The organism is Paenibacillus septentrionalis (assembly GCF_042659865.1).
Lineage (GTDB): Bacteria > Bacillota > Bacilli > Paenibacillales > Paenibacillaceae > Pristimantibacillus > Pristimantibacillus septentrionalis.
Genome location: NZ_JBHSTE010000005.1, coordinates 245,564 through 266,119 on the forward strand (window position 1 = coordinate 245,564; position 20,556 = coordinate 266,119).

Below are 20,556 nucleotides of genomic sequence, written 5' to 3' on the forward strand. Positions count from 1 at the left end.
GAATACCTTCTGCATACATTGTTCAATTCGGTGGAATAATGGTAACTCTGGAGGTGTCAGCATGACAAAAAGCATGTCAAAGATATGGAGCAATCTAGTTTTCACAGTATCAGCCGTTATAATTGCAGCTTTTGCAATCATTGGAGGCGTAATTCCTGATTGGTTTGGAAAGGTTGCTAACTCATCCTTTTCCATCATTACTGAATATTTTGGTTGGTTTTTTCTGTTGTCTGTGTTCGTTATCACGTTGTTTCTAATAGGATTAGTCGTAAGTAAGTACGGCGGTATCCGATTAGGCGGAGAAAAAGAGCGTCCTGAGTTTCCTTTTTTTTCATGGGTTGGCATGCTTTTTTCAGCAGGCTTTGGCGTAGGACTTGTGTTTTGGGGAGTCGCAGAGCCAATGAGTCATTTTTATACGCCACCATTCTCCGATCTTGAAGGACTAACCGTTCAATCAGCGAGAGTTGCGATGGGCTATGCTTTTTTTCATTGGGGCATTAGCCAATGGGCCATCTTCGCAATGGTTGGTCTCGTCATTGCTTTCCTTCAGTTTCGTAAACAGAAGAACAGCCTTATATCGACAGCATTGGAGCCAGTAACAGGCAGTCGTCCAATTACAAGAAATACAATTGATTCCTTATCTGTAATCGCAACAGTCATGGGTATTGCTACCTCGATAGGACTAGGTGTTATGCAGCTTGATGGTGGATTGAGCTATGTGTTCGGTATTCAAAGCTCAAACTGGATTCAACTGCTGCTCATCGTAGTTATATTTTTGTTGTATATGCTTTCCACGACATCTGGAGTTTATAAAGGCATGAAATATTTGAGCAATCTTAACCTAGGCCTTGCGATTGGCATGCTATTGTTTGTTTTTGTAACAGGCCCTACTGTTTTCATTCTTGAAACGTTTACATTAGGACTTGGTGATTACTTATCGAATTATATCTCGTACAGCCTGCGACTGCAGCCGTATAGAGGCGGAACTTGGATTCGAGATTGGACGATCTTCTACTGGGCATGGGCAATTGCCTGGTCGCCTTATGTTGGTGCATTTATTGCACGCGTGTCTAAAGGCAGAACAATTCGAGAATTTGTATTAGGCGTAATGATTATCCCCCCTGTCATCGCATGTTTTTGGATTGCGACTTTTGGCGGGACAGCCTTATGGTTTGATCTGAAGCGAAATACATCGATTGCAGAGGCAGTACATTCAGATGTCACAACGGCTTTATTTGAAGTGCTGCAGCATCTTCCGTTAACAACGATCATTTCCGTTATTTCTATGGTGCTTATTCTGATCTTCCTAGTAACTTCAGCTGATTCAGCAACTTATGTGCTATCCAGTATGACGTCCAACGGAAGTTTGAATCCACCAAAATTCATTAAATTTGTATGGGGCGGGTTAATGTCGATTATTGCAGGAGTTTTGCTCTATACAGGAGGCTTGGAGGCATTACAGACAGCCTCGCTTGTTGCTGCATTGCCCTTCACTGTAATTTTATTACTGCTAATCATATCCATGTCCAAGCTGCTGCGGCATGAACCATTGCCCGTACGCAAGGTTGATGTCAAGCGTTTTCGGCAGCTTGAAGCAGCAGCAAAGCGTGAGCAAGAAAAAAAGAATAAAGAAAAATAGCAATGAGCCTTTGCTCATTGCTATTTCGGTATAAACGATTGCCTTCAATCAGACATTGATCTGCTTAACTCTTTTATGTCTAGTTAGCGGGAAATTAAGCAGCAGCAAACCTGCTACGAATACAAATGTCCCGACCATCAAGTATATTGTGATCGGATCGTTGAAAAACAAATAAGACCAAAAGATAGCAAACAACACGGTACAATTACCCGCAATTGCAACAAAAGAAAACGGTACTCGTTTAATTGCTTCAGCTGACCATAAAAAACTAAATCCTGTAATAAAACCTAGCAGAAGCAATGCTCCCCAGGCCCATGGAGTAACAGGACCAATAAAGCCCTCTGACTGAAATGGAATAGGCAGCGTCACAATCAATGTACTTACGATAAAGATAGACGTATTCATATTTCCATTGTCCATGCTTTTTATAAGCATCCGCTGACTCAACACGTGAACCGCAGCACCAACACCCGCAATGGTGAACAGCAGCGTTGTAAGGCCTCCTCCTTGCATAAGCTCAGCAAAAGGCACACCATTCCATCCAACGATTAAAACCCCAATAATACACAAGGCGGCAGCCGCCCAGCTTCGCTTCGTTATCGTTTCCTTGAACATAAATGCTGCAGCAAGCAGCAGTACAACAGTCTGGACGGGCTGTACAAGAATATTGCCATAGGAATAACCGATGTACAGCGCAATATTTTCAAACACATAGTTAATGGCTTTTCCTATAGCACCAATCCATATCCATTTCATCCCGAATTTGAGCTGTAATTTACCGTCGCGAAGCCATAAATAAGCTGCTAAAAATAAAACCCCAAAAAAGAACCTGGCAAATGAAAGGATTGCGCAATCTACCATCGTTGTTCCTGTTTTGACGAGCACACCGACAAAGCTCCACGCCAATGTCGCCAACAACAGCATAATATATCCCACAAGTCACCTTCTTGCTATGTCATACTTCTTCTTCATCACTTAATGAGCTGGTTTCTTATTATCATGCTGCTCTATTGAAAAGCAGGAATAGCTGTTTCATCGTAATTGGTCTCTAGAAATTGTTTTACCGGCTCGCTTGTCATCGCTTCTGCAAGCTTCTTAATCGCCTCTGATTCTGCGTTATCCTTGCGTGCAACAAGTGTAATCGCAAAGTTATTTTCAACACCTTCTGTTAGCAGTGCATCGCTTTTTGGCGTTAGACCAAGTGGAGCTGCATACGCAGGTGTCATGACAACCGCATCGGCATCATCGTACATTCTTGCAAGCATCAATAAATCAAGCTCTTCAAATTTGTAGTTCTTAGGATTTTCGGTAATATCAGCTTGCGTATAATATGGCCCTGTTTTTTCCTGAAGCGTAATTACACCATGTTGAGCCAACAACGATAATGAACGGTCGATATTCGAAACATCGTTGGCAATCGCAATAACTGCGCCTTCAGGCAGCTCATCCATAGAGGCATAGTTTTTTGAATAAACACCATAGTTGGCAAAATAAATCGGTGTGATCGGCACAAGCTCAGCATTGTTATTGCGGTTGAACTCCTCCATGTACGGCACGTGCTGGAAGAAGTTCGCATCTACTTCCTTCGCCCACAAAGCACTGTTAGGCTGAACGTTGTCACTCAGTACAACAACCTCTAGATCAATACCCTGTTCAGCCAGATCAGGTTTTACAAGCTCCAAAATTTCTGTCATAGGAGGGATTAGCGAAGCAACCTTTAACGTAACAGCTTCAGTTTCAGCAACAGGCTGCTGTGTATTGTTCTCCTCCGTTTTATTGTTTTGAGCGCAACCACTCAATACTAAAGCAACAAGCACTACTGTAAATAGCATTTTTTTCATTTTGTTTCTCTCACTTTCCTATTATCTTTTATCTATTTTTTGGGATACAGTTGATCCAATAAATTGAATCATTTGCACCAGTATAACCATAATCACAATAACATACAGCATTAGGTCAGTCTTATACTGCTGGTAGCCATAACGAATCGCAAAATCACCAATGCCTCCGCCACCAACGATACCCATCACCGTAGAATAAGAAATAAAGCTAACCGTTGACGTAGTCAGAGACAGCACAAGAGCAGATCGTGCCTCCACGTATAAAAACTTGAAGATAATCTCTTTAATTGAAGCGCCCATCGACACCGCCGCTTCCAATACTCCCTTAGGTACATCGAGCAATGACTGCTCTACCAAACGGGCATAATGCGCAATCGCAATAATCGCCAGCGGCACGGTTGCTGCTGCTGTGCCAATCGCGGTTCCAACAATCCATCTCGTGAATGGAATCAAAAAAACGACCAGCAGTAAAAATGGGAACGAACGGATCGTATTAACCAGCACATTTAACAGCCCATATACGGTGCGATTCTCCAATATGCTGCCCTTGCCGCACAAAAATAGAAATGTACCGATCGGCAGGCCAAGCAGGACGGCGGCTAATACGGAAGCGCCAACCATGTAGAAGGTTTCACCAATCGACTCTATTATTTCCGCTTGATATTGTACAAGCACCTCAGGCATCGGATCTGTTCCCCCTCTCCCTTAGTCGGTCGACGAAGCTTTGAGGGTCTTTATCAACAAACTGTATACCTGTTGGCTCATTGATAATCGTGTCATAGATGAACCCATCATCAACGACCGCAACACGCTGACAGATGCTCTTAATCACATCAAGCTCATGGCTGACAATAACTACCGTTACGTCAAGTGTTTGATTGATTTTTTGCAGCACCTGCAGTACCTCTGCTGTCGTACTGGAGTCAAGCGATGATGTTGGTTCATCACAGAGCAGCACCTGCGGACTATTGGCCAATGCCCGCGCAATCGCAACGCGCTGCTTCTGACCGCCGCTTAGCTGCGCAGGATATTTGCTTGCAGCATGCTCCAAGCCTACAAATGCCAAGCATTCCATCACCCTTGCTCGTCTCTGCTTGCGCGGAAATCCCGTTAACTCCAACGACACCGCTACGTTGTCATGTACGGTTTTATTCGAAAGCAGATGAAAATGCTGAAAAATCATTCCGATTGATTGACGTGCTCGCCGCAGCTCAGCCGGAGTCAAGCTTGTTAACAGTTGTCCATTTACCTCAACCTCACCGGAGTCAGGCTTCTCCAGCACATTCATTAGACGGAGCAGGGTTGACTTGCCTGCGCCGCTTGGTCCAATGATGCCATATATTTCACCACGATTTATAGTCAACGAAACGCTTTTAATCGCCTCATACGATCCAAAGCTTTTGCTTACTTGATGTAGAGTAATCATATTGATCCCCCTACCTATACAGGGTAATTATAGCGATACTAGGGCGTGTCTGAGCAAAGGTGCCCCTGAACAGGGGTCAGACACGCCCCTAATTATAGCTTAAAGTATAAGCTGTGTCATATGCATAGTCCGTCTTTCTAAGCCATTCCACACGTTATACCGAGCAAACTGCTACTTTATCTCGCAATTTGTTGTTTTTCCTCTTGCATACACGGAAAAAGAGGATATCTCTACAGACATCCCCTCCTTCGAGCTTACGATGAACAGCTATTATTGCACATCAAAATCAAAATATGTGGATGGATACGGCTCATCCAGCAGCACATAATGCCACCATTCCTTGCTGTATTCCTTAAAGCCATGCTTCTTCATTACTTTTTTCAGCAGCTCTCGATTGGCTGCTTGTTCATCTGTAATGAGACGTGTTCCAAAATAAGAAATCTCATCAAGCAAATCGTACGGACTACCCATATCAAGCGGCTCACCGCTTGCCAGCTCATACAAGGTCAAATCCACTGTACTCCCCCGCGAGTGACCAGAGCGTTGAGACAAATATCCACGCTGGAACAGCTTACTCTTTTCCTCATTCGGGTAAAACGAGTCCTTCATAAGCGTATCGGCTTCATCCTGTGACCATTCCTTAAAGACTTCGACTGCCTTAGCTGGTCGATACGTATCATAGATCAGTAATCCGTAGCCCAGTTCCTGCATTTCCTCACTTACCTTCACCAAGGCCGCAGCCATCTCTTCCGTTGCTATTGCATACGGTGCCAAATAACCCTCAATCGGTCTGCCTACAAAATTGTTTTCTCCGTAATAACGAATATCATATTGCGCATCTTCCAATATATCGTCTAAATATACAAATCCGTCAGGCAATGCATACGTTTTAGCAGGAAGGGCTGGCTCACTTGCTACATCCTCGCTAGATGGAACTGCTGAATCGATCTCACTCCCATGCAAGGAATCACTAGAGGATGAGTCCTGTTCATCTGTAGGCTGAACAGCATCTTGCTGCTCATCAATGATTGATGAATTCAATTCCGCGTTATCCGCAGCAGCAGGAGACGGGGACGGTTCCTGCTGCTCCACTTGATCGCCGCTCGCCAACGAATTGGCTGGATGTGGAGCCGAACATCCCTGCATGATTGCACATGCAAGCATCACGACCAATATATAGAGCCACTGTCTCTTACCGTTCTTCATTTTTGCTTGCCTCATAGCGTTGAATCCAATCTGCAACAGTCATCTTTTCAACCAGCTCTCCAATCAAGGAATATGGAATTTTGCTGGGATTGGTAAATCGAATACAGCTCTTTCCCATGTTTAGCTTGGTCGGCACTTGCTTCGCATACTCCTCTTGAAACCAATGAAGCAGCTCAGGGTCTGAATACACACCCATATGGTATAAAGACAGATGCTTCTTCTGCGCAATAATCGATATAAACGGAAGCGGTGTGTTTGGTGTGACATGGTATCCTTGCGGATAAGTAGACAGCGGTACAACATAGCTTATACCACCATATTGCAAGACAGACTCGAAGCCGTCTGGAATATGGTTTTGAACGGTTTCCGATAGCTGGACAAAGCTATCTCGCCATTTATCATCAATCTGTGAAATGTACGTATCATTTATCATCCTGATCAGCCTTTCCTTCAATCTATCATTCTGTTACCTCCTCGTTAGCTGCTGAGCTCAGCTACCAATAACGAGGTCATAACAAAAGGAAGCAAATGCTTGGCAGCCATATGCTTCCTTTTCCTTTATCATTATTGCACCTAATTCGTAAGCAGCTTACATTCTAACTGCTTGCTTCGAGGTTAATTTAAGAGTTAGTGTCGTTTCTTGTTCAACCTGACGAAGCAGCTGAGGGTGATCCAGCAGTGAAACACCGTAGGATGGAATCATCTGCTTCAGCTTAGGCTCCCATTCCTTGATATGCTGCGGGAAGCATTTATTCAATACTTCAAGCATAACGTGAACAGCAGTGGATGCCCCTGGTGAAGCGCCCAGCAAGGCTGCAATCGAACCATCAGAAGCACTTACGACCTCTGTACCAAACTGAAGTGTACCTTTTCCAGCTGGCGTATCTTTAATGACCTGCACGCGCTGTCCCGCTACAACGATGTCCCAATCCTCAAGCTTGGCATTCGGAATAAATTCACGCAGCTCCTCCAGTCGCTTCTCATTCGAGAGCATAACCTGCTGAATCAGGTATTTCGTAAGCGCCATTTCCTTCACGCCAGCAGCCAGCATAGTGGTAACATTGTGCGGCTTAACTGATGAAATCAAGTCAAACATCGAGCCTGTTTTCAGAAACTTTGGTGAAAATCCTGCAAACGGACCGAATAACAATGACTTTTTATTATTTATATAACGAGTATCCAGATGCGGAACAGACATTGGAGGTGCTCCGACCTTCGCTTTTCCATATACTTTTGCGTGATGCTTCTCAACAATCTCCTGATTATTGCACACCATAAACAATCCACTAACCGGGAAACCACCAATATGCTTTCCTTCAGGAATGCCCGATTTTTGCAGCAGGTGAATGCTTCCGCCGCCACCGCCAATAAATACAAATTTGGCTTGATGACGTTCCACAGAGCCTGTAGTTAAGTTGCGAACCTTCAGTTCCCATAAACCATCGCTTGTGCGCTTCAAATCGCTGACACTATGCTGATAGTTAAGCTCAACCCCTTGGTTCTGCAGATGATCAAACAGCATACGCGTTAGTGCGCCGAAGTTAACATCTGTCCCAGAGTCGATCTTGGTAGCCGCCATTGGCTCGTTTGTTTGGCGTCCTTCCATAATTAAAGGAATCCATTCCTCTAATGTGGCTGGGTCCTCTGAGTACTCCATTCCTTGAAACAATGGATTTTTTGATAGCGCTTCAAAACGTTTTCTTAAAAAGGAAACATTTTTTTCACCTTGTACTAGACTCATATGAGGTAATGGCATAATAAAATCCTGTGGCTTTGTAATTAGCTTATTTTGAACAAGATAAGACCAGAATTGCTTCGAAATTTGAAATTGTTCGTTAATTTTTAACGCTTTGCTCACATCTATTGAACCGTCTGATTTTTCAACGGTATAGTTAAGCTCACAAAGTGCCGCATGCCCTGTACCAGCATTATTCCATTCGTTAGAGCTTTCCTCTCCTGCCTTAGCAAGCTTTTCAAACACTTTTATGTTCCAGCTTGGTACTAATTCTTTCAGCAATGATCCTAGTGTCGCACTCATAATTCCGGCACCAATTAAAATAACGTCTGTTTTCGTTTCACTGTTACTCATTTTAACCGTCCTTACACTCTAAGATTTAAGAAAGGATGTAGGCGCTCCTGCGTAGGCTCATAGCAAGGCAGAGTGCGACCTGGTCACACACCTTTTCAATTAGAATCCAATTTACTATAGTGTATCATTAATAATTACAGATTAACATATTTACTATTATATGATAGTCAAATGAGATATAAAAGACAGAAAATTTCCGTAACCCCCTATAAACAAGCGAATTACAGCGCCATAGAAGGCTTTTGCCTGCTTCTATAAAAGTTCTATTATGAACCATAAAAATATTATATCGCTGAACGTCACGCCTCTTAATGCAATCTCGTCATAGGTGTTATAAAGCATAGGAGGCTAAACAAATGACTTATAAATGGAATTACGATGTGCTTATCATTGGAGCTGGTCTGGCAGGGTATACCGCGGCTCACTTTACGGCGAAATCTAACTTGTCCGTTATGCTCCTTGAAAAAAGCAGAACAACTGGCGGCAGAGCAAAAACAAATATAATGAACGGACATTATTTTAATCTGGGGCCGCATGCGGTATACCGTAAAGGAGTAGGTTATGCGATACTCGAACAATTAGGTATTCGGGTTAGCGGACAGTCGCCCAAGCTGGACGGTGAGCTTTATGACAACGGATCGACTCATGCAGCACCATTCTATCTTGGAGGAATGTTGTCTACAACGTATCTGAATTGGAAGCAACGATTGGAATGGCTGAATGCAGTGTGGCATATCTTCCGTTTCGTACCAGAGCATGCAGCGGACCAAACCTACCAGCAATGGATCGAAAAGCATGCTCATTCTGAGAAGGTTAGGCATCTCCTTCGATCACTTGGCAGACTGGCAACGTATTGCCATGCGCCTGAGCTGGTTAGCGCAAAAACAACATTATCCCATATTAAACAAGCGCTTGGGGGTGTCCTCTATCTCGATGGCGGCTGGCAATCGATGATCGATCAGCTGCATAATCGTGCCGTTATGCTTGGCGTCGAAGTTAAAGCAGGCAATGGAGTGAAGCAGATTGAACCGCTTGCTGGCGGAGGTTTTCGTATCGTACTTACAGACGGCGAGGAGCTGCTGACGAAAACAGTTATTTATACTGCTGGTCCTCAGGAACTGCTAGGTATGCTCGGCGATCATGCACTACCTGTTCAGCAAAGCTTTTTCTCACGCATCATTCCCGTAAAAGGAGCTGTGCTTGACGTCGCGCTTTCTCAGCTTCCTCGGCCTCAACGGTTATTCGCCATTGGTACGGAAGAGCCCTACTACTATTCTGTGCATTCAAACTATGCTAGACTTTCAGATAATCGTAATGCCGTAATCCTGCACGTACAAAAATATTTACATCCTGCAGATCAAGCTGATCCTAAGCATGTAAAGACAGAGCTTGAACATGTGCTGGAGCAGCTTCAGCCAGGCTGGAAAAGCTACAAGCTTGCTTGGCGCTTTATGCCGCATGTTACGGTTAATCAGCGTTTACCGAAAGCGGGTGACAATGAAGAACTGAAGCAAGCACTTACCGCAATGCCTGGTTTATACCTTGCTGGAGATTGGAGCTCACCCGATTACATGCTGCTTGATGGTGCGCTAAGCAGTGCCAAGGCAGCCGCAGAACGGCTTATCAGTCAATTTGAAAGATGAGGAGATTGCATGCAAATTAGCAATGAGGAGTATAAGCAGTTGAAGCCGCTATTGTTTTCCTTAGGCTATCGATTGCTCGGTTCCGTTAATGATGCCGAGGATATGGTACAAGAAACGTTTATGCGTGCTTACCTCATTAATGAGAATGCTATGGTCGTTAATAAAAAGGCTTATCTGTGCAAAATGATGACCAATCGTTGTCTTGATCTGCTAAAATCTGCTCGCTATAAACGAGAACAGTATATTGGGCCATGGAATCCTGATCCGCTTGTGATGGACCTATCTGCCTATGCACAGGAGGAGCCTTCTGAGGCTTACTTGAGAAAAGAAGGCCTTAGTATCGCCTATATGCGGATGATGGAGCATTTGGGAGCAGCGGAAAGGGCCGTTTTGCTGCTGCGTGAAGTATTTACCTTTTCCTACACAGAAATCGCAGAAATACTGGAGAAGAAAGAGGAGCATTGCCGAAAGCTGTTTAGTCGAGCTAAACAAAAATTATCAAGCTGTAATGATGAAAATCTGGATTATACCAAAAATAAATCTATCATTGATTCCTTTGTAGACGCATTTCAGAATCAAAAAATGGAGGACTTATTGGAGCTGATCTCTGACAACGTTACGCTGTTCTCTGATGGCGGCGGCGAGGTTCATGCAGCTACTCGTCCTATCTTTACCCGCTCCAATGTTCTTGCCTTTCTGTCCGGTATTGTCAAAAAAGCACCAGACGACTTTTATTATCAGCTCAAAACTGTAAATGCTCAGCCCGCCCTTGTATGCTATATGAATGGACAGCTCCAGAGCGTTATCAGCTTCTCTATTGTTCAAGAACGCATTAATGAAATCTACATTACGCTCAACCCGCATAAGCTCCCAAAGTATGAGCAAGCTTGCCTAATGTCGAATATACTAGGTGAAGAAAGGAATGGGGGCCTTGACGATTAAAGCCGTTCTATTTGATTTGGATGGAACACTGCTGGATCGTGATTCATCCCTGTTATCATTCGTCAGCAAGCAATATGAACGAATTCCCGAGCTTCAAGCTGTCGAAAAAAACCGCTTTATTGAGCGGTTCATTGAGCTCGATTGTCATGGCTACGTATGGAAAGATATTGTCTATCAACAGTTGATCGAGCAATTTTCTTTACAGCACATAGATTGGAGATTACTATTAGAGGATTATCTATGTAACTTTCAGCAGCACTGCATCGGCTATCCCAATATGCTGCGTATGCTCAAGGAGCTCAAAAACAATCAGATTAAGCTTGCTTTAGTCTCCAACGGCTACGGACAATTTCAATACGATAATTTCAAAGCGTTAAACATCGACCATTTATTCGACGAGATCCTGATATCCGAGTGGGAGGGGTTGCGAAAGCCTGATCCCGCTATCTTCCTTCGCGCACTTCATAAGCTTGACGTATCGGCTGAGGAGGCTGTATTTGTCGGGGATCATCCTGTCAATGACGTCCGTGCTAGTCGTGACGTTGGAATGAGAGCTGTCTGGAAGCGAAACGGGCAATCTGATCAGACAGTTGATGCTGATGCCACAATTGAGGACTTAAAAGAGCTCATTACGATCGTTCTACCACAGGCAGATCCTATATAATGCCTTCCTATTTAAATTGGCTTCCCTTGTATCCAGACAAAAAAGCTGCTTTTCAATAGGCTGAAAAGCAGCTTTTAATTATTTCCGAAATAATAGCCAGAATAGATTTTTCGCTTGATTGATTTTTATTGTGCAACAGCAGTCAGTATCTTCTCCATTTCTACTGATGCAAGGATAAAGGCTCCGACGCCATGCAGATCGTTCTCACTCGTCGGCCTGGTCACATAATTCTGATAGTCGCCTGCTGACGTGCCGATACATATTTTCGGAAGCACAAATCGTCCCTCCGCGTATTGCACGGTTTCGAGCAATCCTTGATATCCTCGCTTCGCTGCTTCCAATCCTTTCTCATCCACCAGTCCTCGCTGGTATGCCTTAGCGATAGCGTAGATAAACAAGCTTGTGCCCGACGTTTCCAGCCAATTATCTTCTAGATTACCCTTATCTACAACCTGATACCACAGGCCTGTCGCTGCATGCTGATACGGAATAATCGCCTGAACAAATTGCTCCAGCGCATCCTCCAACTGCTGAATGCCTGGCTCACCGGCAGGCAGCTCATCAAGAAATTGACTGACCGCCAAGCCATACCATCCAAGCGAGCGTGCCCAAAACTCAGGCGAGCAGCCTGTCTCAGGATTAGCCCATGCCATCTGCCTGCTCTCGTCCCATGCATGATACAGCAGTCCCGTTTTGTCATCGCGCATATGCTTGCGCATGAGCTGCTCCTGCAGCAAAGCAAGCTGACGAAGCTCGGGTTCACCGTAAGCATTAGCATATTTCAAGGCAAACACTCCGCCCATATATAAGCCATCAAGCCACATATTATAAGGATACTTATCCTTATGCCAGAAGCCGCCCTCGCTCGTCCGATTCAACGTGTGAAACAGATGCCGCAGCTTATAGGCGGCTTTTTCATAACGGCTATCATCAGGATGCTGCTTAGCTAGACGAAACAGCAGCAAACCCGGCTGAATCGCATCAAGCTCATCGCGCGCGAAGTACAAGTTGCCCTGCTCATCAATCAGCTTATCTACATAACGCTTAATATACGCTGCATACCGATCTTCTCCTGTAAGCTCTGCTACTTCCTCCATTCCGCATAGAAACACGCCCTGATGGTAGTGCCAGCGATGCGCTGGCGGAAGCTCTTCTGGCATAAACTGCTGCATTAACGACTGGCAGGCAGCCTCTGCCCAATCAAGCGGTGACCGCTCTATTCGTTGATTCATATGGAACCTCCTTATTCATCTTTCGAGTTCAAGCATTAATTGCCCGCCTACGTGATTGCTCAAACCTTACAACACTATCCTTTAATTGATCCAAGCATGGCTCCTTTGGCAAAATGCTTTTGTAAAAACGGATAAACACACAAAATTGGAAGCGTAGCAACAACAATTACAGCCATTTTCAAGGTTTGCTCTGGTGGAGGCACAGATGCATCAAGATCTGGGCTGGTATCTAGCCCACTTGCCAGCACAACAATTTGACGCAAGAGCACTTGAATCGGCCATTTGGCGCTATCATTCAAATAAAGAATGGCACTAAGATATGTGTTCCAGTACGTTACGGCATAGAAAAGCGACAGCGTTGCAATGGCTGGCATCGACAATGGCAGCACGATACGAAACAGGATGCCGAAGTCGCTGGAGCCGTCAATTTTCGCTGATTCTTCTAGTCCCTCTGGAATGTTCTGAAAGAAATTTTTCAATATAATCAAGTTAAACGCACTAATTGTGGACGGAAGAATCAAGGCTGCGTACTTATCAATCAAGCCGAGCTCCTTTACTACAAGAAAGCTTGGAATTAATCCTCCACTAAACAGCATCGTGAACACGACAAGGAACATAATATATTTGCGGCCGTCCAGATCGCGGCGCGCAAGACCGTATGCCATTAACGACGTAATCAGCATACTGAATAACGTACCAAACAGCGTGACCCCAACCGAAACGCCCATCGCTCTAAATATTGTATTTGTGGAAAAAATAAAACGATACGCATCAAGACTCCACTCTGTTGGAATCAATATAAACCGTTTCACTGCTAACTCTGCACTCGTTGTAAAAGATCCTGCAACAACGTGCAAAAAAGGAAGCACCGTTATGATTGCAATAATGGTTAGCAGCAGATAGTTGACCAGGGCAAATATTCGCCCATTTATTGTGCGATCCTCGATCATGAGGTTCCCTCCTCATCATAAGATTAATAAACGCCTTCCTCACCCATTTTCTTAGCCAAGTAATTTGCAAACATGACAAGGATCAAACCGACCAATGATTTGAAGAATCCAATAGCAGTACTATAGCTAAATTGCCCCTGACGTACCCCAGCTGTGTACACATAGGTATCGATAATTTCTGCGACATCGCGATTCATCGCATTAAGCAGCAAATACACATGCTCAAAGCCAAGCTCCAGTACATCACCGATTTTTAGAATAAGCAGCACAATAATGACGCTGCGAATGGCTGGCAGTGTAATGTGCCATACCTGTCTCATGCGAGAGGCTCCATCCATTCGTGCCGCTTCATAAAGCTGCGGATCGATCGATGCAATAGCTGCCAAATATATAATCGTTCCCCACCCTGCTTCACGCCATATCACTTGAATGATATAAACTGGTCGAAACCATTCGTTGCTAAGGAGGAAATTGACTTTTTCAAAACCAAAAAAAACAAGCAATTCATTAATAATACCGCCATCCATCGTAAGCATGACAAAGCTGATCGAAACGATGATGACCCATGATAAGAAATGCGGCAAATAGACAAGCGACTGAAATAATCGCTTAAAGAAGTTAATTCGAACCTCATTCAACATCAGTGCCAAAATAATTGGAACCGGGAAATAAAAAAATAAATTCATCGCAAACAGTATTAAGGTATTGGACAATATGTTCAAAAAATCTGGCTCTGTAAATAAACGCTCAAAATGCTTGAATCCCACCCACTCGCTGCCTGTGAAGCCGAAGAACGGCTTGAAATCCTGAAAGGCGATAACCAAACCAAACATCGGAATATACTTAAAAATAATGAAATATAACACACCCGGAGCAATCATGGCATACAGCCACTTATTGCGCCATATTCTCCTCTTTCGCTCACTGCTTGGGCGTTTGGCTGGAACCTTTATATTCTCTATCGCTGCTTCCTGCATCTTATCTTCTCTCCTTCCCTAATACGAGAGGAAGAGAAGGGCATCAGCTATTTGTCTGCTTTGCCCCTCTAGCTTCCAACCTGCTACATAAATTTGAACCTTTCTACTCCTTATTGCTTATAGGAAGCATTGAACTCGTCGATAATTTGCTGACCGCCACGAGACTTCCAATCCTCAATGGCTTTATCAAAGCCCGCGCGATCAATCGTGCCGTACATATATTTGTAAGTCGCATCATTAATAAGCTCCTGAAGCTGCGTGCCTTTTTCTGCAAATGTCGCGGAATCTAGTGAAGCGGTTGGATCATGAATCGCGACTTTTTCATTTTCAATAACGAACTGCTCTGCAAGAATACGAGCTTCAAGGTCATGATAAGGCTCAAGCATGCCGTTCGTTTCTGACTCGCCAATTACGCTATCCTTGTAGCCCTTTACCTCGCGCTCTGTCAGCTCCTGATTGTCTGATGCTTTCGCTTTGCCGTCCTCTACCGTATAATGAACATTCTCAATGCCCCAGAACATCGTGTTGGACACCTCTGGCGTCATCATCGCGTCGAAGAATGCAAGGATGCTCTTCAGCTCATCTTCATTTTTAATAGCCGTTTTTGGGAACAATACGACGTTGTTATAGCCCGGAATGGCCCACGTTGAGACATTGCCGTCTGGGCCTGCAATAAGTGCATGCACGCTTGCTACAGCATCCGGTACGTTTTTAATCAAGTCTTTGTCCAAGGAGTTGATATCCTGCATTGAGCCGATATATACACCTGCCTTGCCACTCGTAAACAAAGCTACTTGATCCGTTTTGCTAGTTCCTGCAAAGTCTACGTTCATTAAGCTGTTGTCGCGAATTTTTTTCATATAATCCATCGCCTCTATATATTCCTCGAACATAAATTCTGGCAGCAGCTGACCGTCCTTCTCACCCCAATTTGTCGGTGTGCCAAACCATGAAGCGACTGTTTTGAATGCGCCATAGATCAAGTCATTGCGGTCTGCAAGGCCGATCGTATCGTCAATATTATTGCCGTCTGGATCTTCTTTCGTAAATTTCTCCATCATGACATATAGATCATCCACTGTTTTTGGCGCCTCCAAACCTAAATTATCAGCCCAGTCTTTACGATAAATGATGCCCTGACGTGCAAGCGGACGGCCAATGTATAACGAATAGAGCTTGCCATCTACTTTCGTATTGTTAAGAATTTCAGGCTTTAGCTTGCTTAGGTTCGGGAATTCGGCCATATAAGGTCCGATCTCCCAAAACTGTCCGTCGCGAATAGCTTCTTTCATCTGAAGAAACGTCGCTTGATTTTTCAAATAAACAACTTGAGGCAACGATCCTGTTGCAAAGGAAGCATTCAGCTTCTCTTCGTACGTATCAGCTGGGAAGAACTGATACGTCAGCTTCGTATTCGTTAACTTCTCAACCTCACTTTTGATCGTGTCTGGTGGTGTTTCTGCAACATTTAGCGGCAGCATTATAGTGATTTCTGTTGGACTTGTCTCTGATGAATTTTCCTTATTGCCCTCTGTACTTTGAGTCGTATTCGGCGTAGAAGTGGTAGTCGAGCCGCTATTACTGTTACCGCCACATGCGCTCACCATTAAAGAAAGCGCTATCAAAGAACTCAGTACAATTGCCGGCTTTTTCTTCATACATCATGACCTCCATTTTCATATAATAAGACCTGTCCCGTGAAGCAGCTGCTTACCGGGAACAGCATTAACGTAACATTCAAAGCAAAGGTACCGAAACAATCATTTGTTCATGCTGAGCTTGTCCGAATCAGCATATGAGCTCATGATTATGACAAGAGATAATGACACTTCACGTAGACTAACATGCCGATAGCACGCAAAAAACCGCAGGTTGCAGCGTTGGCTGCTTCCCTGCGGCGTATGAATGTGTAATCGTTATTTAAAATAGCTTTCATTATACTCTGCAATAATTTGATTGCCGCCATGTTTTCGCCACAGCTCTACCTGTTGTGCGAATCCATGCTCATCAATGGCGCCTAACATATAATTGTATGTTGCATCGGAAATAATCTTGTACAATTCCCCACCGCGTTCATCATAGGTTAATGATTCAAGCCCCAACGTAGGGTCTGGCACAATAAATTGATTATTATCCTCTACTAATTGCTCAGCATAGCTCCACAAATGATGCTGCTCCGCGATCTCCATAATGTTTGGATTGCCTGAATCAGCAATCATTAAGGAATAAAGTGCGTTTATTTCCTGGGTGCGCAGCGCTGCAAGCTCCTCAGGCAAGACGACCTTGCCCTCTTTCAGATAATAATGCTTGTCTTGTATACCGTAATGCAGCAAATTAGCGACATCTGCGTCCATCGTCCGATCAAAAAAGGACAACACGCGCAGCAGCTCCTCCTCAGTAGGAATGGCCTTCTTCGAAAACAGATACAACCCGTTAAAATTCGGTATCGACCATATTCGATAGCCTTTTGGACCAGCTATACGATTGACGACGGTAAACTCCACCTGCTCATTGAATCGCTTGGCTTCCTCATACAGTCGCTGTACATCCGTCATCGCGCCAATATAGACGCCTGCTGTCCCACGAATTAAAAGCTCACGCTGAACATCCTTGCTTGTTACTGGAAAATCAACATTGATCAGCTTATTCTCATACAGTTTTTTCATGAAATTCATCGTGTCCATATAGCCCTGAGTTTCAAATTCGGGAACAAATGAACCATCGACGATCTCCCAATTATTCGGAGTGCCAAAATAAGAGCTTAATGTTTTGAACGCACCATAAATCAAGTCGTTGCGATCTGTTAAGCCAACCGTGTCATGCTGTCCATTTTGATCAGGATCATCATAGGTAAATGCATATAAAATATCATACAGCTCTTCAATCGTTTGTGGCTCTTGTAAGCCTAGCTGATCGAGCCAATCCTTGCGCAAAATAATCCCTTGGCGTGAAGATTGACGTTCCGTATACAGTCCATAAATATTACCGTCCACTGCCGTTTGCTGAAGAATATCTCGATTAAGCTTTTTCAGATTGGGAAATTGCTCGAGATACGGTCCGATCTCCCAAAAAGCGCCTGTACGAATAGAGTTTTTAACCGTGATGTAGTCCGTATATTTAACGAACATGACCTTTTTCAAAGAGTTTGTCGTAAGCGCTGTATTCATTTTGTCTGAATAAATAACATCTGGTACCCAGTTAAGCTCCAGCTTCGTATGTGTCAGCTGTTCCAGTAGTGCAATTGCTTCATCGCTTGGAGAGTGTGGAAAATGAAGAGGTGCCATAATAGAGATTTCAGCAGACCTTATTTCTTCTTTCCTCGGTGTAACTGCAGATGCAGCACATCCGATTAGTAAAGAGCTTGCAAGCAGCAGCAAGACAACTTGGGAGAGAGATTGCACAGCACGAATTGGCCGTTTCATTGTCACTCCTCCTTAATAAGATTGGATTTTTATGGCAGATGTGAGATGATGATTATAGTCTAGTAAGATGATTATTGTGAAAAATGTATGCGTTTACTAAAATAAAGCTAATGTATCTCTATGACAAGGTGTTGAGTTGATATGCGTTCCTTGAACTACTTTGCAAGGCTGGCTATTTTCGGATGTCTGCTTAGCACAATACCCGTTATTTTCATCGGTATATTTGCGTATGTAACGTCCTCCAAAGAGATTCAAAAAAATGTTAACGAAGGCAAAAACCAGTTGATTATGCAGATCAATTCAAATGTAGAGCAGAAATTAACGACTGTCAACCATACGATGAATCAAGTGCTCGCTTCTACCGTTTTAAAGCGTGCGATGTCGCAAACGTTAACCGCATCTGATTTTATGCTGTATGATGATCTGCGCAATGAAATTCGCCATATGCAATCCTTTGACACAAAACTGGAGGATGTCGTTTTGCTTAATGAGCGTCATCAATGGTTAATAAAAAATTCTGGGTTGTATGATTTGAATCAATATGAGTATCAAGAGCAGCTATTAGCGCTAATGGACCTGCCAGAACATTCTTCCTGGGTGCTTACTCCGTCCTATTTGTTTTATAGCGAGGAATTTGCGAGAAATACAGCTGTGTGTCCTTATCATATTACACTTGTAAAGCAGCTGCCATCTAATAGCCTTGATACTTATGGGCTGGCATTAGCTACTTTATCTACCTGCAGCGTTCAGGAAATGGTCGAGCAAAATATTGACTCCAGCTCCAGTGTCATTATTTTTGATGATCAGTTAAATATCATTATTCATACTGATCAAGCGCTTGTTGGTCAGCCTGTGGCAGCTGCCGATATTGATGTGAATGAGCTCACTGGAATGAACGGACAATTCAATACGTCCATTCATCAGACGGCGTCAGCTGTCACCTATTATAAATCTCCTTTAACGGGATGGACGTATATGTCGATATCCTCGATTGAAGCGTTAACGGCGGAATCGAAAAAAATCGGCATGTATACCTTATACATTTGTGCGGGTATTGTTCTGTTATGCTTTTTATTGGTATGGATAGGAACCAAGCGCTTTTATAGCCCGATACGCAGGCTGCTCATGCAAATAAGCGGCGTGGAAGCTGGATGGAAGGGCATCAGGCAGCCGTCCAATGAATTTCAGCTAATTAGCGAGCGCGTTCATGACTTGTTTCAATCCAAGTCTGAGCTGGAGCACCAGCTTCAGCAGCATATCCATCAAGTTTGCACGTTATTTTTTATGAAGGCGTATCAAGGTCAGATCAAACCGTCCGAGGTCCGTTCTCAGCTCTATCAATTTGGCTATGGCAAGCAGCTGGAGCAGTGGCATATGATGGCTGCCATCACGATACAGATCGACTTCCATCCCTCTAGCAGCCATACCGTTCAGGATATTGATCTGCTATTATTCGCCTTGCACAATGTGATTGAGGAATTGATTCCAGCGGAGCAGCGTCTTGCCTCTATCATTTTGGACCAAAGCGTTGTTACCATTATCGGTTCACCTGAAAAGGATTACGAAAGTTTTCATTCGATGCAGTACAGCCTGACAGAATATGTGCAGCAGCAGGTTCAACAAATATTGAATTTGCAAATCAGCATCGGCATTAGTACACCGTTCCACGAGCTGAGCGGGATTAGTACGGCCTATCGAGAAGGATTGGATGCATTGAAGCACCGAATGATACTTGGCGAAGGTATTATTATTCAGTACGACCAAATGAATGAGAATCGTCATGTTCTACAGTTGAATTATCCGCAGCAGCTTGAGCATGAGCTGCTTGATGCGGTGAAAGTAGCTGATGAAGGAAGAGCCAAGGAACTGCTGGCTCATATCTTAACGAGCATCTTCCAATCTGATCGTTCGCCGCATGAATTTCAATTCCCGCTTACGAGGTTATTGAATAATTTGATCATTTCGATGCAGGAATCAGGCATTACGCTAAAGCAGCTCCATCATAAGCAGGGCTCTCTACTGGAACAACTGCTTAAAATCCAGCACAAGCAGGAAATCGAGCGCTGGTTCTGGAAGGTCGTCATCCATCCACTTGTCATCATCTATCGAGATCGGCAGGAGGAGCAATACCATAAGCTCTCAGAGAAGATTATCGATCTGGTGCAGCAATATTACGATACTGATCTAACGCTTGAGGAATGCGCATCTCGCCTGCATTACAACGCAAATTACTTGAGCAGTGTGTTCCGTAAGGAAACCAATGTGTCCTTTAGTGATTACTTGACGATGTATCGATTTAAGATGGCTAAAAAATGGTTATCCGAATCGGATATTCCTGTAAAAGATATCGCAGCCAAGCTGCGCTATAACAACTCACAAAACTTTATTCGCTCCTTCCGCAAGCAGGAGGGTATGACGCCTGGCCAGTATCGCGACAGGTACAAAACGAGCACTGATCATGTTGTGTAAAAACATGATTCATCGTATGGATGGAACAATTAATGCCTCCTTAATAAATTGAAAAC

Annotated in this window: 17 protein-coding genes; 5 read left to right on the plus strand and 12 right to left on the minus strand. The window is 43.9% G+C overall.

Features of this window, described 5'->3' with window-relative positions; translation table 11 throughout:
• Positions 1-61: 61 nt before the first annotated feature.
• Positions 62-1,639, plus strand: coding sequence for a BCCT family transporter (locus ACFP56_RS15985; RefSeq protein WP_379236324.1), 1,578 nt, complete (start codon positions 62-64; stop codon positions 1,637-1,639).
• Positions 1,640-1,687: 48 nt separating this feature from the next.
• Here ACFP56_RS15985 and ACFP56_RS15990 read toward each other — a convergent pair whose 3' ends face one another.
• The 7 genes from ACFP56_RS15990 to ACFP56_RS16020 all read right to left on the minus strand — a co-directional run bounded on the left by ACFP56_RS15990 (position 1,688) and on the right by ACFP56_RS16020 (position 8,201).
• The gene (locus tag ACFP56_RS15990; protein WP_379236326.1) at positions 1,688-2,575 is read right to left on the minus strand and encodes a DMT family transporter; all 888 of its coding nucleotides are present in this window, start codon (positions 2,573-2,575) and stop codon (positions 1,688-1,690) included.
• A 71-nt stretch (positions 2,576-2,646) separates the two neighbouring features.
• Positions 2,647-3,480 carry a MetQ/NlpA family ABC transporter substrate-binding protein gene (locus ACFP56_RS15995; protein ID WP_379236328.1) on the minus strand — a complete coding sequence of 278 codons (834 nt, stop codon included), beginning with the start codon at positions 3,478-3,480 and terminating at the stop codon, positions 2,647-2,649.
• 21 nt (positions 3,481-3,501) lie between these two features.
• Positions 3,502-4,164, minus strand: a complete 663-nt coding sequence (locus ACFP56_RS16000; protein ID WP_379236330.1) for a methionine ABC transporter permease — start codon at positions 4,162-4,164, stop codon at positions 3,502-3,504.
• Positions 4,157-4,906, minus strand: a complete 750-nt coding sequence (locus ACFP56_RS16005; protein WP_379236332.1) for a methionine ABC transporter ATP-binding protein — start codon at positions 4,904-4,906, stop codon at positions 4,157-4,159. The genes ACFP56_RS16000 and ACFP56_RS16005 overlap by 8 nt, the downstream gene beginning before the upstream one ends.
• A gap of 270 nt (positions 4,907-5,176) precedes the next feature.
• Complete coding sequence (locus ACFP56_RS16010; RefSeq protein WP_379236334.1) at positions 5,177-6,112, minus strand: M15 family metallopeptidase; 936 nt, start codon at positions 6,110-6,112, stop codon at positions 5,177-5,179.
• Positions 6,099-6,545 (minus strand): DUF1801 domain-containing protein, encoded by a 447-nt coding sequence (locus ACFP56_RS16015; protein ID WP_379236336.1) that lies wholly within the window; start codon positions 6,543-6,545, stop codon positions 6,099-6,101. The genes ACFP56_RS16010 and ACFP56_RS16015 overlap by 14 nt, the downstream gene beginning before the upstream one ends.
• Positions 6,546-6,701: 156 nt before the next feature.
• On the minus strand, positions 6,702-8,201 hold the full coding sequence (locus ACFP56_RS16020; protein WP_379236338.1) for a malate:quinone oxidoreductase: 1,500 nt from the start codon (positions 8,199-8,201) through the stop codon (positions 6,702-6,704).
• A 356-nt stretch (positions 8,202-8,557) separates the two neighbouring features.
• Between ACFP56_RS16020 and ACFP56_RS16025 the strand changes: the two genes are divergently transcribed.
• From ACFP56_RS16025 to ACFP56_RS16035, 3 genes are read left to right on the plus strand one after another with little or no spacing between them, the layout of a single operon-like run.
• Positions 8,558-9,844 (plus strand): phytoene desaturase family protein, encoded by a 1,287-nt coding sequence (locus tag ACFP56_RS16025; protein ID WP_379236340.1) that lies wholly within the window; start codon positions 8,558-8,560, stop codon positions 9,842-9,844.
• A 9-nt stretch (positions 9,845-9,853) separates the two neighbouring features.
• Positions 9,854-10,786, plus strand: a complete 933-nt coding sequence (locus ACFP56_RS16030; RefSeq protein ID WP_379236342.1) for an RNA polymerase sigma-70 factor — start codon at positions 9,854-9,856, stop codon at positions 10,784-10,786.
• Complete coding sequence (locus ACFP56_RS16035; protein ID WP_379236782.1) at positions 10,776-11,450, plus strand: HAD family hydrolase; 675 nt, start codon at positions 10,776-10,778, stop codon at positions 11,448-11,450. The genes ACFP56_RS16030 and ACFP56_RS16035 overlap by 11 nt, the downstream gene beginning before the upstream one ends.
• A gap of 125 nt (positions 11,451-11,575) precedes the next feature.
• On the opposite strand, the gene ACFP56_RS16040 is transcribed toward ACFP56_RS16035, so the two are convergent.
• From ACFP56_RS16040 to ACFP56_RS16060, 5 genes are all read right to left on the minus strand, one after another.
• Positions 11,576-12,682, minus strand: a complete 1,107-nt coding sequence (locus ACFP56_RS16040) for a glycoside hydrolase family 88/105 protein (protein ID WP_379236344.1) — start codon at positions 12,680-12,682, stop codon at positions 11,576-11,578.
• A 74-nt stretch (positions 12,683-12,756) separates the two neighbouring features.
• Positions 12,757-13,632, minus strand: a complete 876-nt coding sequence (locus tag ACFP56_RS16045) for a carbohydrate ABC transporter permease (protein WP_379236346.1) — start codon at positions 13,630-13,632, stop codon at positions 12,757-12,759.
• Between the two features lie 23 nt (positions 13,633-13,655).
• Positions 13,656-14,609, minus strand: a complete 954-nt coding sequence (locus ACFP56_RS16050; RefSeq protein ID WP_379236348.1) for an ABC transporter permease — start codon at positions 14,607-14,609, stop codon at positions 13,656-13,658.
• 110 nt (positions 14,610-14,719) lie between these two features.
• Positions 14,720-16,267 (minus strand): extracellular solute-binding protein, encoded by a 1,548-nt coding sequence (locus ACFP56_RS16055; protein ID WP_379236350.1) that lies wholly within the window; start codon positions 16,265-16,267, stop codon positions 14,720-14,722.
• Positions 16,268-16,525: 258 nt separating this feature from the next.
• Positions 16,526-18,031: an extracellular solute-binding protein gene (locus tag ACFP56_RS16060; RefSeq protein ID WP_379236352.1), complete on the minus strand. Its 1,506-nt coding sequence runs from the start codon at positions 18,029-18,031 to the stop codon at positions 16,526-16,528.
• Positions 18,032-18,172: 141 nt separating this feature from the next.
• On the opposite strand from ACFP56_RS16060, the gene ACFP56_RS16065 reads away from it, so the two are divergent.
• Complete coding sequence (locus tag ACFP56_RS16065; RefSeq protein ID WP_379236354.1) at positions 18,173-20,500, plus strand: helix-turn-helix domain-containing protein; 2,328 nt, start codon at positions 18,173-18,175, stop codon at positions 20,498-20,500.
• The last annotated feature ends 56 nt before the right edge of the window (positions 20,501-20,556 follow it).